The sequence below is a fragment of the Staphylococcus sp. GW821-FHT11H10 genome (assembly GCF_058807855.1).
In genome coordinates this window covers 71,242-87,643 of the sequence record NZ_JBXARC010000010.1, presented here as the reverse complement: position 1 = coordinate 87,643, position 16,402 = coordinate 71,242, and the positions used below count along the sequence as shown (strand labels likewise).

The 16,402-nt window shown below is 30.7% G+C and carries 18 protein-coding genes and 2 pseudogenes; all 20 read right to left on the bottom strand.

What is annotated here, in order from left to right; genetic code table 11:
• Positions 1–212: 212 nt before the first annotated feature.
• Positions 213–1,187, bottom strand: a complete 975-nt coding sequence (holA, locus tag AC1RRU_RS07365) for a DNA polymerase III subunit delta (protein ID WP_011275626.1) — start codon at positions 1,185–1,187, stop codon at positions 213–215.
• A gap of 75 nt (positions 1,188–1,262) precedes the next feature.
• On the bottom strand, positions 1,263–3,131 hold the full coding sequence (locus AC1RRU_RS07360) for a DNA internalization-related competence protein ComEC/Rec2 (protein WP_227528410.1): 1,869 nt from the start codon (positions 3,129–3,131) through the stop codon (positions 1,263–1,265).
• Positions 3,132–3,447: 316 nt separating this feature from the next.
• Positions 3,448–3,906, bottom strand: coding sequence for a ComE operon protein 2 (locus AC1RRU_RS07355; protein WP_011275624.1), 459 nt, complete (start codon positions 3,904–3,906; stop codon positions 3,448–3,450).
• 70 nt (positions 3,907–3,976) lie between these two features.
• A complete protein-coding gene (locus AC1RRU_RS07350) occupies positions 3,977–4,690 on the bottom strand; it encodes a helix-hairpin-helix domain-containing protein (protein WP_029376636.1) in 714 nt (237 codons plus the stop codon).
• Between the two features lie 43 nt (positions 4,691–4,733).
• A complete protein-coding gene (locus AC1RRU_RS07345) occupies positions 4,734–5,459 on the bottom strand; it encodes a class I SAM-dependent DNA methyltransferase (protein ID WP_016930859.1) in 726 nt (241 codons plus the stop codon).
• A complete protein-coding gene (rsfS, locus tag AC1RRU_RS07340) occupies positions 5,460–5,813 on the bottom strand; it encodes a ribosome silencing factor (protein ID WP_033080146.1) in 354 nt (117 codons plus the stop codon).
• Positions 5,814–6,398, bottom strand: a complete 585-nt coding sequence (gene yqeK / locus AC1RRU_RS07335) for a bis(5'-nucleosyl)-tetraphosphatase (symmetrical) YqeK (protein ID WP_070855346.1) — start codon at positions 6,396–6,398, stop codon at positions 5,814–5,816.
• Positions 6,388–6,966, bottom strand: a complete 579-nt coding sequence (locus tag AC1RRU_RS07330; protein ID WP_011275619.1) for a nicotinate-nucleotide adenylyltransferase — start codon at positions 6,964–6,966, stop codon at positions 6,388–6,390. The genes yqeK and AC1RRU_RS07330 overlap by 11 nt, the downstream gene beginning before the upstream one ends.
• Positions 6,967–7,257 (bottom strand): ribosome assembly RNA-binding protein YhbY, encoded by a 291-nt coding sequence (gene yhbY, locus AC1RRU_RS07325; protein WP_037558171.1) that lies wholly within the window; start codon positions 7,255–7,257, stop codon positions 6,967–6,969.
• A gap of 1 nt (position 7,258) precedes the next feature.
• Positions 7,259–8,065, bottom strand: coding sequence for a shikimate dehydrogenase (gene aroE / locus AC1RRU_RS07320; RefSeq protein WP_011275617.1), 807 nt, complete (start codon positions 8,063–8,065; stop codon positions 7,259–7,261).
• A 12-nt stretch (positions 8,066–8,077) separates the two neighbouring features.
• Entirely contained in the window at positions 8,078–9,178 is a 1,101-nt protein-coding gene (gene yqeH, locus AC1RRU_RS07315) for a ribosome biogenesis GTPase YqeH (RefSeq protein WP_037558169.1), read from the bottom strand.
• Complete coding sequence (locus AC1RRU_RS07310) at positions 9,179–9,706, bottom strand: YqeG family HAD IIIA-type phosphatase (RefSeq protein WP_011275615.1); 528 nt, start codon at positions 9,704–9,706, stop codon at positions 9,179–9,181.
• Positions 9,707–9,729: 23 nt separating this feature from the next.
• Positions 9,730–10,416: a 5'-methylthioadenosine/adenosylhomocysteine nucleosidase gene (locus AC1RRU_RS07305; protein ID WP_016930856.1), complete on the bottom strand. Its 687-nt coding sequence runs from the start codon at positions 10,414–10,416 to the stop codon at positions 9,730–9,732.
• Positions 10,417–10,659: 243 nt separating this feature from the next.
• Positions 10,660–11,916, bottom strand: coding sequence for an NRAMP family divalent metal transporter (locus AC1RRU_RS07300; RefSeq protein WP_011275613.1), 1,257 nt, complete (start codon positions 11,914–11,916; stop codon positions 10,660–10,662).
• Positions 11,917–11,928: 12 nt separating this feature from the next.
• The gene (gene pxpA / locus AC1RRU_RS07295; RefSeq protein WP_011275612.1) at positions 11,929–12,681 is read right to left on the bottom strand and encodes a 5-oxoprolinase subunit PxpA; all 753 of its coding nucleotides are present in this window, start codon (positions 12,679–12,681) and stop codon (positions 11,929–11,931) included.
• The gene (locus AC1RRU_RS07290; RefSeq protein ID WP_070663150.1) at positions 12,681–14,042 is read right to left on the bottom strand and encodes an acetyl-CoA carboxylase biotin carboxylase subunit; all 1,362 of its coding nucleotides are present in this window, start codon (positions 14,040–14,042) and stop codon (positions 12,681–12,683) included. Before AC1RRU_RS07290 ends, pxpA begins: the two co-directional genes overlap by 1 nt.
• 14 nt (positions 14,043–14,056) lie before the next feature.
• Positions 14,057–14,287: pseudogene (locus AC1RRU_RS07285) on the bottom strand (acetyl-CoA carboxylase biotin carboxyl carrier protein); the annotation flags it as partial.
• A 108-nt stretch (positions 14,288–14,395) separates the two neighbouring features.
• Positions 14,396–14,506 (bottom strand): annotated as a pseudogene (locus AC1RRU_RS07280) (acetyl-CoA carboxylase biotin carboxyl carrier protein subunit); the annotation flags it as partial.
• Positions 14,507–14,509: 3 nt separating this feature from the next.
• On the bottom strand, positions 14,510–15,514 hold the full coding sequence (locus AC1RRU_RS07275) for a 5-oxoprolinase subunit C family protein (protein WP_011275609.1): 1,005 nt from the start codon (positions 15,512–15,514) through the stop codon (positions 14,510–14,512).
• Complete coding sequence (pxpB, locus tag AC1RRU_RS07270) at positions 15,504–16,232, bottom strand: 5-oxoprolinase subunit PxpB (RefSeq protein WP_033080144.1); 729 nt, start codon at positions 16,230–16,232, stop codon at positions 15,504–15,506. Before pxpB ends, AC1RRU_RS07275 begins: the two co-directional genes overlap by 11 nt.
• Between the last annotated feature and the right edge of the window lie 170 nt (positions 16,233–16,402).

Sequence of the window (16,402 nt, the reverse complement as noted above, 5' to 3'; positions counted from 1 at the left end):
ACTACAGGCTGAAGCTGTCCCCTAAGAAAGCGAGCCAACAATACGGAGTATTGTAAATAAAGAAGCCAGTAAATGAATTTGTTAAAACTCATTTACTGGCTATTTCTCTAGGGTTTATGTCCCAGACTCTTTTATTGTTAGACAAATTCCCATATAATATTAATTATGTGTTTATCACTGATTTAATTTAAATATTTGAATCTGATTAATATTTAAAGTGATAAAATAAATAATTCAAGAATTAAATGTTTGTCCATATATGAAGATTTTAGTTTATAATCTGTTTCGGCACAGTTATTAATAATATTTAGTAGTTGACCTAACTCGTAATGACGTACTTGATTTAGTGCTAGTTTAACTCTATAAGGGTGAACATTTATGGTCTTAGCAATTTGCTGGCCACTATAGCCCTTTTGAGCAAGAATTTTACATTGATAATATAATCTATAATTACTTGTAATAAGCGCCAGTAATTTTATAGGTTCTTCTTTCATAATTATTAAATCTTTTACTAGTTGTATAGCCTTATCTTTCTGGTTCTTCTGAATGAATTCTGTTAAAAGAAAAACATTTTGCTCTAAACTTCTATTTATTATTAAACTAACATCATTTTTAGTAATAGTGGTTCTATCACCTAGGAATAAAGAAATTTTGTCTAATTCTTGAGAAACTATATTAAAGTTAACACCAGTTAATTCTATAAACAGATTTAATGCATCTTGTTTTATATCTTTGTAATTCTCGTGTATCTGATTTTGTATCCATGATTTAATTTCTTCTTCTGACATTTGGTCTACTTTTGAAAGTTTACTACTTTTTTTTAATGATTTAGTTAATTTCTTTCTCTCATCTAATTTATTACTGTATATTTCAAAAATGACTAAGTTTTCACCATCGTATTTTTCTAAGAATTCAATAACTTGTTCATTATTTGGTGTAATATCTTTGTTAACTTTTTCTCCAGTAAATATGAATGAATTTTTAACAACAATGACTTTCTTCTCAGATATAAAAGGCATAGTTAAAGCTTCTTCAATAACTGTAGACATGTCAGTTTCATATAGATTATATTTAACATAGTTAAAATCATCTTTATCTTCATTTAAGAATGAATGTGTCAGTTCATTACTTTTCTTTTCAACTAATTCAGGCACTTCACCATATATTGCCATAATATTATTTCCCATAATTGTGAACTCCCTTTCAAATATCAAACATTTCTAATTATACCACGTCTGTTTAAAGCCTCTCTAGATAAATAGCTAATTTTTGGATTTTATATCTAAATCATGATCTAAGTCTAGCGTTATTTCTCCAACATCTTGTGTGTTCAAGATTGAACTATTTGTAGATCTTAGCGTTTGTAACGTTTCTCGATTAGGTAAGTGATATTTATTGTTTTTACCACTTGAAATGATACTTATTGTTGGCTTTATTAAGTTAATAAATGATTCAGAACTGCTAGTCTTACTTCCATGATGACCAACTTTCAGTATATCAATTTTTGGTAATTGATATATTTTCATTAATTTTGATTCATTATTTTTAGTTGCATCACCCATTAAAAGCATTTTGTATCTTTGATATTCAATAAGTAAAATGATGCTATGTTCATTTTTATCATTACTGTTAGGAATATCTCCATGTAAAAATGAAATTTTAGAATTTTTTAGTTGAATAAATTGTATCGTTGTAGCATCTATTAATTCAATATTATTGATCTTACATAAACGTTTTATTTTTATTAATTCTATTTCAGAATAGCTATATAAGTTAATATATAACTTCTTGATTCTGATGTGTTGGGCGATATATGGTAATTCACCAATGTGATCGGCATGCGGATGAGTAATAATTAGATGATCAATTTTTGTGATTCTTTTTTGCTTTAATGTTGGCATTATATGATACTTAGCAATATTATGATTATCAATATTACCTATTTTAATCTCTTTACCACCGGTATCAACCATGACAGTTTCTTGTTTCGTTGTTTGAAAGATTAGACTATCCCCTTGACCAACATCAAAGAAGGTTATCGTGCTAACATTTGGTCGAACGTTAAAAACACATAAAACTATAAACACGATAACGAATAAAAATAAAATTTTCAATTTTTTATAACAGAAAAAGATATAAATGAGTACTATCAATAATACGAAAATAGAAAATTCTACTGCTGATTTAGGTGATATAAAAATTTGATAATATTTAAAAGTTAAAAATAAATCTAAAAGTTTGTTATGAACTATATATATTTTGTCAAAAACTAAATTAATCAATGTCATATCACTTACAAAATGATAAGCAAAGAATAAAAATATGGATAACGGAAAAATGATAAAACTATAAAATGGAACAAAAATGAGATTGGATAGTAATCCTATCCATTGAATTTGGTTAAAATGATAGATTGAAATTATAGTTGAAGAAAGTTGTGCGATAAATGTAAGTACAAAAATATTTTTAAAGAAAGTTAATTTTTTAATAAGAGGAAATGAAAGAATAATAAAAAATGAGATTATAAATGAAAATTGGAAACCAATATCATATAGATAATCAGGATTGAAAATGATCATAACTAAAAATATGAGACCTAGTATATCAATAGAAGCTATTTTTGTTTTATTTGAAATAAGTATGACAGTAGTTGTTGCTAAAATTGCTCTTAGTGCACTTGGTGCAAATCCAGTATAATATGCAAATATTGATAAAAATAAGATGATTAAACCGTTAATAATTACTTTAGGAATGTTTAATCTTACAAGAGGTTGATAAATGAGAAATGAAATGGTTGCAATATGTGATCCGCTAACAGCTAATAAATGGTAGATACCGATATCTTTTACTTTATCAATGAAATCAGTATTGATTCCATTTACATCTCCAGTTACTAAAGCGATAACATATTCAGGATGAGATAAACTTGAATTGTTTAATTTTTTAATAATAAAGTCTCTTTGTTTTTCAATTATATTTTTTCTTTTAGTAATATGACACGAATTTAAGTCTACATTACTTATAGAGACATAAGGAGTATGATTTAAAACACTAATTACCTTGCCTTTAATAACACAAGATTTATTTTCTAGATCCTTTTCTTTTAGATTATTAGAATAGAGGTAATACACGAAAGGTTGATGCCTAAGTTCAAATATACCTTTTAGTTGTCTCTCTTGTTTCTCTATCCTGGAAACAAATTGAACTTCGGTAGATATATTAGAATTTGACTTAAGAAATTTGTCTTTATTTAAATTATATTCATTATGAAAGTGTTCTAAAGTTAAGCCGGAAAATAAACAAATAATCAAAATGAAAATATGTAGTAACTTTAATCTCTTTTGTAGCGAGATAATAATTAACAATAGATTAATAAGAAAGGCAACCCATTTTATATGTATCCATAAAATACCTGATAGAAAAGATAGTGCATAAAATATCATATATTTAGTTAGTCAAATATCGAGCTACATTTTGTGCTGAAAAAGGTATTTTTTTATAATCAATACCCGCTTGATCTAAAAGTTCTAGTGCGTATTTATGATTGTGATAGTCTTCAGCATAGTATATTTGTTTAATACCAGCCTGAATAATAGATTTTGTGCAATTAAGGCATGGGAAATGAGTAACGTATATAGTAGCTCCATCAGTCGATACACCTTGTTTAGCACATTGTAATAAAGCATTCATTTCGGCGTGAATGGTTCTAATACAGTGGCCATCTTCAATTAAACATCCTTCATCAATACAATGAACTTCTCCAGCTACTGACCCATTATAACCGCCAGCAATAATTCTATTGTCTTTAACGATTGTTGCCCCTACTGACAATCTTTGACAAGTTGAGCGCAAAGCTAATAAATGACTTTGTGCCATAAAGTATTCATCCCATTTCAATCTTTCCATTTTCTTCACTCCAATACGTAATTGTTATAAATATTATAAAGTATCCTTAAATAGAAGCCAATAATCAATATTAAGTTGTTATATATTCCTTAATTCTTTCAAAAGTTTTATCACCAATGCCTTTAATATTTTTCAAATCTTCAATTGAATGAAACGTATTATTTTTTTGTCTGTAATCAATAATTTCTCTTACTTTAGCAGGACCAACACCCGGGATTTTTAATAATTCTGCTTCGCTTGCAGTATTTATATTCACCTTATTAGTAGATGATGAATTTAAAGATTTACTATGGCCACTTTTATTATTAGCGTCATTTTGGGTAATGGGATTTTTATTTTCATTAGCAAAGGGAATATATATCAATTTTTGATCTGTTAACTTTTCAGATAAATTGACTTGACTCAAATCCGCGTCAGTAAGCAATTTAGCTTTATCTAATACATCTTTTATTCGATCTGAACTTTTCATTTTATAAACATTAGGGTGTTCTACTGCACCTTTAATATCTACAAAAACTATTTCGTCTCCGTTTTGAATTGTATTAGATTCTATCTTATTATTAGTTTTATCATCATTTTTCAACACATCATGATTTTTTCCTTTTTGATTAGAGTTTACATGAGATGTAACAATAGGTTTAGTATCATTTGTTTCTTCATCTGATTTCGAATAAATTAGAAATAAAGCTATAGATATAATCACTAATATAATGATACTCAATTGAAATTTCCATTGCTTAATAGCATATAATAACTCTTTTTTATCTTTAAACAAAAAACTCATCTCCTTATATGTATAAACGTGCAAGGAGATGAGTTTACTTTATTTATTTAAAAGCTACGAAGAACAGGCGCTCACCATGATCATCGTGATTATTTCGGTTAAAGTCAATAAATGTTTCGATGTTTTTAAAACCTATTTGATTTAACATGTTTATATAAGTTTCTTTTTCAAAGGTTCTTTGATAGTGAGATTCATTAAAACGTTGATAAGTACCATTATTGTCTTCAATAAAGAAACTCATTTCGTGATAAACACTAAAAGGTTCATCACCTTGAATGGCTTCCCATGCTAAAAAGGTTGACTCATTTTCATCAATATAACATTGATTATGAAACAACGTACTCATCTTATAAATAGTGTGAACATCAAATATAAAAACGCCATTTTCTGATAAATGATTGAAAACATTTATAAATGTTTTATTTACATCTTCTATATCAGGTAAATAATTCAGTGAATCACAAAATATTGTTATTACATCAAATTCATTATTAAATGAAAAATCGGTCATATCTCCCTCTAACCATGATACTTGATTAGATTTGTTTGCAGCAATGGCCAGCATATCAGAACTTAAATCCATTCCTGTAACCGAACCAATAGTATTAAGTTGAGCAGTTAAACTGCCTGTCCCACAACCAAGATCAAGAATATTAGGCTTATGATTGAAATTTTGAGAATAATGTTGTACTATCTCAAACCACTTATCATAAGGTTGGTCTTGTGTTAGTTGATCATATACTTGACTCATTCCAACATATTGGGTCATTTAGTAAGCAACCTGACCATATGATTCTATTGGTGCATCTTGATATAGCTTCTCAATATTATAATAATTGCGTTCGTCTTTATGGAAGACATGGATAACTACATCTGCCAAATCAATTAAAACCCATCTGGCACTTTGATACCCTTCCATACGTTTAACATCAATAGCTTGTTCATGTGCAGCTTCTTTAACTGCTCTAGCAATTGATTGAACTTGACGTTCATTATTACCGTGACAAACCACAAAATAATCAGTCATATCACTGATGCCTTTCATATTTAGAGAAACAATATCTTCTGCTTTTTTGTTTTCTGTCGCATCGACAGCAATATTTAATAATTCTTCTGAATTCATTTAATCATCCTTTATTCTTTGATCACTATAATTATAATAGTTTAAACATGAAATCGTTGTGCCATAAACTGTAATATCCTTACTGATTAAGAAAAGTACCGTTCGCTTAGAAATTTCATAAATCGTTTTATCTAAGCTACCTTGATTGTATGCCATATCTCTTGTTTCTTCAACTCCTGGGGTTTTTCTCCCTGGTTCAATATAATCAGCAATGAATACAAGTTTTTCAGTTTTAGTCATTTCTTTTCGACCAGTTGTGTGATTCTTGATTGCAAGAAGCACTTCCTCGTCTTCAATACCAAATTCTGATTGCATGATAGCAGCACAGACTGGTCCGTGTAAGATTTCTCCACCATAACTTAATAATTCACTATCTAAATCGTGTTGTCTTACAATTTGGTACATTGTGCTTAGGTCATCATACTTACAATAATCATGTAATACACCAGCTAAATTAGCTTTATCTTTATCACCATCATAAATTTCTGCAAGTTTTACTGCGGTTTCAGCTACTCTCAATGAGTGCTTAAAACGTTTCTCCGGTAGTTTATCTTTAACAAGTTCAATCGCTTTATCAATTTTCATAAAATCCTTCCTCTCTTATATAGTCGTGAATACTACGAGGAACCAAGATATTTATTGGTTGTTTATTTTTTACACGATTTCGAATCAATGATGAACTAATATCCATTCGCGGTATATTAACCGATATCATTGACTCGTCGACCTCTTGATAATTAACATCTCTGTTCACAATTACAAACGTAATTAGTTGTTTTAACTTTTCAATTTTATACCATTTATCTAATTGTTTGTACTGATCTGTTCCAATAATGAAATAGATATCCGCATCTTTTTCATTATTAACGATATCTTTTAGCGTTTCATAAGTGTAACTTTGACCTTTTCTCTCAAGTTCAATTTGACATATTTCACCAAAACCTAATTCTTCAATTGCAAGTTGAATCATTTTGATTCGATATTTAGCATCTAAATAGTCATCATGCGTTTTCAAAGGTGCCATATAACTTGGTAAAAAATAAAATTTGTCAGGTTTAAGTTGATGATAGACTTCATTTGCAACTAACAAGTGTGCAGTGTGAATTGGGTTGAATTGACCACCATAAAGCACTATTGCTTTTTTATTCATCATTTATGGTAATGTGATTTCTTTATTATCAACTGATTCTCTATAAATGACAATCATCGAACCAATCACCTGAACAACTTCACTTTTAGTTGCATCACTTAGTGTTGACGCTAATTCATTTTTATCATCAAAGTTATTTTGTAACACATGTATTTTAATTAACTCGCGATTTTCAAGTGTATCATCAATCTGAGCAATCATATTGTCATTAATGCCTGCTTTACCAATTTGAAAAATAGGATCTATATTGTGAGCTAAACTTCTTAAATATCTTTTTTGTTTTCCAGTTAACATATTAAACTCCTTTTAATTTGTTTAGTACTGCATATTTCATTTCTAGTATATTAGGCTGTTTGCCGGTCCAAATTTTAAAACTTTCAGCGCCTTGGTTTATAAACATATCCAGGCCATTATAAACCGTATTGCCTTTGAATTCTGCTTCTTTTAAAAATTTAGTCTTATATGGAATATAAATAATATCACTAACGAGTGTACTTGATGATAAATTATCTAAGCTAATAACAATATCATCGTTATTATTTAATCCAGCAGATGTCGTATTGATTATAATATCAAATTCATCTAAATATTGTTCTGATTGTTCTAATGAAATTGCATTAATATCCATATCCCATGTCTCAAATCTACTCATTGTTCTGTTAGCGATTGTTAATTTTGGTTGTACAATTTTACTGAGTTCATTTGCAATTCCCTTACTAGCACCACCAGCACCAAGGATTAAAACATAAGCATTTTCTAAATCGGGATAAACTTGTTTCAAGCCCATCACATAACCAATACCATCTGTATTATAACCTATCCATTTATTGTTAATAATTTTCACAGTATTAACGGCTCCAACAGCTTTTGCTTGGTCATTAATTTCATCCAGATAAGGAATAATTCTTTCCTTATGCGGAATCGTAACATTGAATCCGTTAATATGGTTATCTTCAATAATGTGTCTAATATCATGGAAATCTTGTGTGGGAATATGCAACGCTTCGTATGTGTCTTCCATATTTAATGATTTAAAATTAACTTGATGCATGACTGGTGATAATGAATGTGAAACGGGATCACCTATTACTGCATACTTCATAAATAACCCACCTTACATAATTGAATTTCTTAGGATTACATCAACATTTTTAGGGACGCGTACAATGACTTTTGCACCTGCTTCAATCGTTATAAATCCTAGACCTGATATCATTATGTCTTTCTTTTCCTTACCAGTTTCAAGACGTACAGCTTTTGTATCACTCATATCGAAGTGGTCAGGATTATTTGGTGGTGTTAAAACATTTCCAATTTGATTTCGCCATAAATCATTAGCTTTTTCTGTTTTGGTACGGTGAATATTCAAATCATTTGAAAAATAACAAACTAACGGTCTTTTTCCACCTGAAACATAATCAATTCTAGACAGTCCACCAAAGAATAACGTTTGTCCTTCATTAAGTTGAAAAACTCTTTGTTTTATTTCATTTTTAGGTACGATTGTTTTTAGCTCTTTCTCAGAAACATAGTGTGTCATTTGATGAGATTGAATAATACCAGGAGTATCATACATAAACGTTTTTTCATCTAAAGGTATGTCAATTAAGTCTAATGTAGTACCAGGAAATCGTGATGTCGTAACTACATCTTTCTCTCCTACACTTTGTTCAATCAATTTATTTATAAGTGTAGATTTACCTACATTCGTTGTGCCGACTATATAAACATCTTGTTTATTTCGATTTTGTTCAATTGATGTTAGAAGATCATCGATTCCCCAACCTTTTTGAGCAGATATTAATATAACATCGTCAGCATCTAAGCCATATTTTCTAGCAGTTTTCTTAAGCCAATCTTTTACTCGTCGTTTATTAATCTGTTTAGGTAGAAGATCCAGTTTATTAGCTGCTAAAATAATCTTCTTGTTACCAACTATCCGTTTTAAAGCATTAATAAATGTTCCTTCAAAGTCAAATATGTCAACTACATTAACAATAATGCCTTTTCGGTCAGACAGTTCATTTAATAAATTTAAAAAATCTTCACTATCCATTCCAACATCTTGAATTTCATTGTAATTTTTCAATCTAAAACAACGTTGGCAAATAACATCCTCTCTAAAAAGGTTATGTTCAGGAACATAACCAGGTGCACTTTTATCTTCGGACTGAAGTGGCGCGCCACAGCCAATACATTTTAATGTGTCATCCAATCAATTTTCCTCCCATGTGATATAGCCTTTATTTTTAAAGTAATTTAATAAGCGACGTTCAATAATACGGTTGAACTTTGTAATAAAACCATCTGTACGTTTAACAGGAACCACCATAATTGTATATAAACCATTTCGATTGCCTCCAAATACATCAGTTAACATTTGGTCTCCAATGACAATCGTTTCTTCTGGTTTAATATTCATATGTTTAATAGCTTTTTTAAATGCTTTGCCCACAGGTTTTCTTGCTTTGAAAATAAAATCCACATCTAGATCTTTAGAAAAACTAGACACTCTATCTTCATTGTTGTTAGATACAATTGTAATTGTGATACCTAACTCATTTGCTCTTTTAAACCATTGCTGTATCTCTATAGTAGGAGATTTAACATCCCAACCCACTAAAGTATTATCTAAATCTGTGATAATGCCTTTAAATCCAGCCTCAGCCAACTTTTCAATGTCGATTTGAAATACAGACTTAACGTAATCGTTTGGCATAAAAAATTTTTTTATTAATCCCATTTATTTATCACCTTTATTATTATTTATAAAACTTTGATTAATGATTCAACAATTGAACTTGAAGATTTTGCGGCTTCACCAAGGAACTCTTCAAAAGATATGTCTGCTTTGCCATTAGCTAGATCTGAGACTGCACGTGTAACTATAAAAGGAACATGAAATTGATGGCAAGTTTGTGCAATTGCAGTTGCCTCCATTTCAACAGCCATAGCCTCAGGAAACTGTCGTTTAATTGTTAGTCGCTGATCAACACTACCAATAAAGCTATCACCGCTAACAATTTGGCCAATTTTAGCATTATAATTTTTTTTATTAATTACTGTTTCTACCGATTTAAGTAATTCTTGATCCGACTTAAATTCTAAAGGCATTTGAGGTATTTGACCCAGTTTATAGCCAAATGCTGTTGCATCAACATCATGATAAACAACATCATTACTAATTAACATATCTCCAACAGATAAACTCTCATCTAATGCGCCGGCAGATCCAGTGTTGATGATTAGTTTTGGATTGAATTTTTCAATTAATAACGTAGTTGAAATAGCAGCATTTACTTTGCCAATACCACTTTGAGTTAACACTACTTCTTTTGAATTTAATTTCCCTCTATAAAACTTTACATGTGCAACAGAAATTTCATTCATATCTGTTAATTTGTCTTTTAGTATAGCTACTTCTTCTTCCATAGCTCCTATAATTCCAATCATATTAACACCTCAGTCTTTATCTTAGCAATTGCTATTTTATCATATATTTTTATTCATCACGACAATGTTATTTACTCTTTAATTAAAAAAATAAATTCATCTAATATAAAATCTTTTAAGGTCATGAAATTAATGTACTAAATTAATATAAACTTGTAAAAAAGACCATTTCTATTGAAATTTAATAGAAACAGCCTTAAAGAATTATATAAGCACTTTACGAGTGTGCAAATTATTGAAAATTTAGCCTTTCCAAAGCGTAGCCAAATCTTGTAGTGAGAAAATACCAGTTACAATTGTTACAATCACTGCTACTATACCGAAAATAAGCATCCATGTAGGGTGTTTGTAATCTCCGACTATAGATTTTTTACGACTTGCAATTAAAATAGCCCCAAGTATAATAGGTAAAATCCAACCATTTATTGCACCAGCAATAATAAGTAAACTAATAGGTTTACCAATAAATAAGAAAATTAGAGTTGAAACAACAATAAAGATAATTACAATAAGATTATTTTTAGTCAATAATGATTTATGTAATGTTTTCAAGAATGTAGCACTTGTATATGCTGATCCTATAACAGATGACATAGCAGCAGCAAAAATAACTACACCGAAAATATTTTTACCAATAGGTCCTATTGCATGTTGAAATACAGATGCAGGTGGGTTATCAGCGCTTAATGTTACTCCAGTAACCACAACTCCTAATACTGCAAGGAATAACAATGTTCTCATAATACCAGTTGTTAATATACCAGCAATAGCAGAACGGTTTACAAATGGTAAGAATTCTTTCCCTTTCATACCAGAATCTAAAAGTCTGTGTGCACCAGCAAATGTAATATATCCACCCACTGTTCCTCCGACTAGTGTAATAATTGGTAAAATTAACTTAACTGGATGTTCAGGAGCAAATGTGTGAACTAATGCATCTCCATATGGTGGATTTGAAACAACCATAACATATGCAACTACTAGTATCATAACAACACCTAAAATCATCGATACAACATCCATGATTTTTTGTCCACTTTTACTTACAAAGATTAATATTGAGAAGATAGCTGTAATTGCAGCACCCCATTTAATATCTAATCCAAACATAGCATTTAACCCTAGACCAGCACCGGCAATATTACCAATATTAAATGCCAGTCCACCAAATGCAATTAGTATGGAAATTAAAGTACCAAGACCTGGCATAACTTTATTAGATACTTCTTGTCCACGAAGTCCAGTTACTACAAGCACACGCCAAATATTAATTTGTGCTCCAATATCAATTATAATGGAAATTAATATTGCGAATGCGAAGCTAGCGTAAAATTCTGCAGTGAACACAGCGGTTTGAGTTAGAAAAGCTGGTCCAATGGCTGAAGTTGCCATTAGGAATACAGAACCGTACAGTAATCGTCTATGATTTTTTGTGAATTTAAATTCCTTTTCATTTGGATTAATTTCTTGATTTGGATTTTGGTTTAAGTTTTCTCCCATAATAGCTCCCCCTTATAAGGATTGAATATCAATGCCTTCCTTCGTTAATTTTTCTCTAATTTGTGATACAAATTCTAGAGCATGAGCCCCATCTCCATGCACACAAATCGTATCAGCTTTTAAATCAATTTCTTTTCCGTTTTTACTAACAACTTTGTTTTCAATTACCATTTTTAAAACTTGATCTAAGGCTTCTTCAGTATTAGTGATTACTGCATCTGCCTCTTTACGACTAACGAGTTGACCATTGTCTTCATATCGTCTGTCAGCAAACACTTCAGATGCAGTACGTAATCCTAATGATTCAGCTTCAGTTATTAATAATGTATTTGATAACCCTACTAAGATTAGTGAAGAATCAAAATCATATACAGCTTGAGCAATTGCATGTGCAATGTTTTTATCTTTTGCACCCATATTGTAGAGAGCACCGTGAGGTTTAACATGATTAATACGTGTTTGATGTACCTTACAAAATCCATCTAACGCACCAAGTTGATAAACAACTAAATTATAGATTTCTTTTGGTGTAATATCCATGTTGCGACGACCAAATCCTTTTAAATCTGGTAATCCAGGATGAGCTCCAATACCTACACCATTATCCTTAACAAGTTTAATTGTGTCATACATGACATTTTCATCGCCAGCATGGAAGCCACAAGCAATATTAGCTGATGTAATTAATGGAATGATTTGATTATCTCCACCGAATGAGTAATTTCCAAACGCTTCACCTAAGTCACAATTTAAGTCTATGCGCATTATAACTCCACCCCTTCAATTATTTGATGTTTTTCAAGGAATTTAATATCTACTTCACTTGCGTCATCATCTGCATAAAGTGGGTAACTTAAAACTGCATATAAAAAGTTTGCAGTTGTTGTAAATCCATCTATAACCATTTCATCAAGTGCTACTTTTAATTTGTTTATAGCTGTTTTTCGATTAGTATCTTTTACTATAACTTTAGCAACTAGCGAATCATAATAAGGTGATACTTGATACCCAGGATAAAGCAGAGAATCGACACGTATGTTGAAACCTTGAGGTAAATGTAACTTTTTAACTTTACCAGGGGTAGGTTGAAATTTCTTTTCTGGATTTTCAGCATTGATACGCGCTTCAATTACATGTCCATTAAACACAATATCATCTTGAGAGAATGGTAATTTATCATGTTGCATTAAGTATAATTGGGCTTGTAATAAATCTCTATCAGCGCGCATCTCTGTAACAGTATGTTCCACTTGAATACGTGCGTTCATTTCAATAAAGTAGTGTGCATCCTTAGTTACTAAAAATTCAATTGTACCTGCACTTCGATAATTTGATGCTTTAGCGACTGCAACTGCATCTGCGCATATCTGTTGGCGTCTCTCTTCAGTTAAAGCGGCACAAGGACATTCCTCTATTAATTTTTGGTTTTTACGTTGAACCGAGCAATCTCTTTCGCCTAAATGTACATAATTACCTTTACCGTCACCAATAATTTGTACTTCCACGTGTTTCGCTACAGGTATAAATGCTTCAACATAAACTCTGTCATCGTTAAAGTATTTTTGACCTTCGTTTTTCGCTTCTTTAAGGGATTTTTCAAGTTGTTCTGGCTCTTTTACTATACGGATGCCTTTACCTCCACCACCACTTGCTGCTTTTAAAACAACAGGATAGCCAATTTCTTCAGCTAGTTCCTTTATTTCATCAACTGAATTAACTGCACCTTTAGACCCTGGAATTACAGGAACACCTGCATCATCTACAGTTTGTCGAGCAGTTATTTTATCACCCATTAGTTCCATTGTTTTCTTACTTGGACCAATGAATTGAATATTATTTTCTTCTACTTTTTCAGCAAAAGTTGTACTTTCTGATAAAAATCCATACCCTGGATGGATCGCATTCGCACCTGTTATTTCAGCTGCACCAATGATACGTTCAATATTTAAATAACTATCTAAAGGATTGGCTTCTCCAATACAAACTGCTTGATCAGCTAAGCTAACATGTAAACTTTGCTCATCTCCTTTAGCATATATCGCAACAGTCTCTATGCCCATTTCACGACAGGCTCTAATGATACGGACTGCAATTTCTCCTCTATTTGCTACTAAACAACGGTACATTTAGCTGTCCCCCTTTATTTAAGTTTAACTAGTACTTGATCATATTCAACATTTGTACCATGATCTGCTACTATTTCAACGACTTCTCCATCTACATCGCTTGTAATTTCATTCATAACTTTCATTGCTTCAACATAACCGATGATATCTCCAGATTTAACTTTATCTCCAACTTTAATTTGGGGATCAGTTAATTCTTTACTATCTTGTAAGAAGAAAGTACCCACCATTGGTGAAGAGATTTCTTTAGAAGTTTCTTCACTTGCACTCGTTTGAACTTGTTGCAGACTTTCATCATTTACAGTGTTTGTACTTACTAAGTTTTGGTTTGAAGACACATTAGATGATTGATAACCCTCAGTGAAATCTAATTCTAATTCGCTTTTATTATCCTTAAATTTAAAACGCTTAACGCCATTTGATTTAACTAAGTTAATAACTTCTTCTATTTTTTTTATATTCATCTATTATTTCTCCTCTTCAATTAATTTTGCTAATTTTTTTGATGTTGCTCGCATTGAATGCATATTAAATATTGGAGCCTTTGTCACTGATTCTAACTTCTCTTCAAATTGTTGATTAAAGTTTTTTAACATAGCATTCGCTTCATCCACAGATATCCATTTAAACTGTATCACATCACCTGGCTTAAATTGTGCTAGTTTTTTAAGGTCTAATTGACTAACTGTAGCAATTTTTGTATAACCACCAACTGTTTGTTTATCATTTAAAAGTATTATCGGATTGCCATCATTTGGTACTTGAATACTACCCAACCCTACAGGTTCTGATATGATATCAGCTCCATTATCTGGTGGAATGTTGTCACCTATAAGTCTATATCCCATTCGGTCTGATTGGTCAGATATTTTATACACCGATTCAACTAAGGTCTTTCTTTTTTCATGTGAGAAAGCATTTACTTGAGGACCTTCTATAATATGAATAATATTGTCTTGTTCTATTGCATCATAGTCGCTTGTTTTTCCAAGATTAACCTTAAAGTTGCTATTTTGCACAACTTGAATATGATCATCTTTTTTCAAAGCTCTACCATTAAAACCGCCTATTTTACTTCTTGTGTGTGTAGAGTAGCTACCAGCAACCATCTCAATATCAAGAGGATGGCCAAAGAAAATATAACCACGTGCACCCTTTATTGCTGGCCCAAATTCAAGTACATCTCCTTTATTCGCTAATAAGACATTATTATTGGAAATATTAATATCATTTAATTTTGCATTAAATTGACCACCTGTTATTACAAAAGTGTTAGCTTGAGTAAAAGTCAATGTTGGACCAATGATAGTAAATTCTAGGCTAGGACCGCTATTTCCGATTAGTTTACGTCCTAAGTTATAACTAAATTGATCCATTGCCCCAGACCCGGAGAAACCTAAATGTTGATATCCAAAACGGCCTTTATCTTGAACGGTAGTGAAAAGACCTGGTTTCAAAATTTTAATGCCCACTACGAGTCACCCACTTTTCTTTATTAAATCTTCCGTCATTGATTTCACTTTCAATTTGATTATATGTCGTCTCATCTATCGAGTAGAATTTAATATAATCACCAGCTTCATACAATGTCATCGGTTCAGAATATTGATCAAAGACTTTTAAAGGTGTTCTTCCAATAATTTGCCATCCTCCAGGTGAATCAGAAGGATATAAACCTGTTTGATTGTTAGCTATTCCAACTGAACCAGCATTAATTTTAACTCTTGGTTCAGATCTTCTAGGTGTATGAATACGTTCGTCTAAACCACCTAAGAATGGGAAACCGGGCATAAAACCTAGCATATATACAAGGTATTCATTAGTTGTATGGATTTGAACAACTTCTTCTATAGTTAAGTTGTTATAACTAGCTACCTCTTCTAAATCGGGTCCCATTTCTAAGTTATATAGTACAGGAATATGTATAACATTTTTTTTAGAGTATGTATCATCTTTTGAAACGTTGAGCTTATCTAATTCTAATTTTTCAATCAATTGTTTGTAATCGATTGAATCATTATTGAAATTAATCATAATAGCTCGATATGATGGGATAACATCTCTAATATCTGGAATATTTTTGGACAGAATATGTTGTGTAGTTAAATCAACCTCTTGATAATTAACTTCACTTATTTCTTCTTTGAAATAAAGCAATAGCGATTGCTCATTTATAACTTTAACTTCCAATCCATTGCCTCCCCTTTAATCTTAATAATTGTATATTTGCGCCTTAAAAAATAATGATTCAATATTTTAAATAATCATATTTTACTGATATGTATAAAAAAATTATAACATTATAATATCTTAGTTGTTTATTAAGTATTTCAAATTATGAATAATAAAAAAAGCGAGAC

Excerpts from the sequence above, each read along its gene's own strand:
- AC1RRU_RS07310 (WP_011275615.1), bottom strand. The coding sequence starts at position 9,706 with ATGGGATTAATAAAAAAATTTTTTATGCCAAACGATTACGTTAAGTCT.
- AC1RRU_RS07305 (WP_016930856.1), bottom strand. The coding sequence starts at position 10,416 with ATGATTGGAATTATAGGAGCTATGGAAGAAGAAGTAGCTATACTAAAA.
- AC1RRU_RS07290 (WP_070663150.1), bottom strand. The coding sequence starts at position 14,042 with ATGTACCGTTGTTTAGTAGCAAATAGAGGAGAAATTGCAGTCCGTATC.
- AC1RRU_RS07355 (WP_011275624.1), bottom strand. The coding sequence starts at position 3,906 with ATGGAAAGATTGAAATGGGATGAATACTTTATGGCACAAAGTCATTTA.
- yhbY (WP_037558171.1), bottom strand. The coding sequence starts at position 7,257 with ATGTTAACTGGAAAACAAAAAAGATATTTAAGAAGTTTAGCTCACAAT.
- AC1RRU_RS07345 (WP_016930859.1), bottom strand. The coding sequence starts at position 5,459 with ATGACCCAATATGTTGGAATGAGTCAAGTATATGATCAACTAACACAA.
- yqeK (WP_070855346.1), bottom strand. The coding sequence starts at position 6,398 with ATGAAAATTGATAAAGCGATTGAACTTGTTAAAGATAAACTACCGGAG.
- pxpA (WP_011275612.1), bottom strand. The coding sequence starts at position 12,681 with ATGCGCATAGACTTAAATTGTGACTTAGGTGAAGCGTTTGGAAATTAC.
- rsfS (WP_033080146.1), bottom strand. The coding sequence starts at position 5,813 with ATGAATTCAGAAGAATTATTAAATATTGCTGTCGATGCGACAGAAAAC.
- aroE (WP_011275617.1), bottom strand. The coding sequence starts at position 8,065 with ATGAAGTATGCAGTAATAGGTGATCCCGTTTCACATTCATTATCACCA.
- AC1RRU_RS07300 (WP_011275613.1), bottom strand. The coding sequence starts at position 11,916 with ATGGGAGAAAACTTAAACCAAAATCCAAATCAAGAAATTAATCCAAAT.
- AC1RRU_RS07350 (WP_029376636.1), bottom strand. The coding sequence starts at position 4,690 with ATGAGTTTTTTGTTTAAAGATAAAAAAGAGTTATTATATGCTATTAAG.
- holA (WP_011275626.1), bottom strand. The coding sequence starts at position 1,187 with ATGGGAAATAATATTATGGCAATATATGGTGAAGTGCCTGAATTAGTT.
- AC1RRU_RS07330 (WP_011275619.1), bottom strand. The coding sequence starts at position 6,966 with ATGATGAATAAAAAAGCAATAGTGCTTTATGGTGGTCAATTCAACCCA.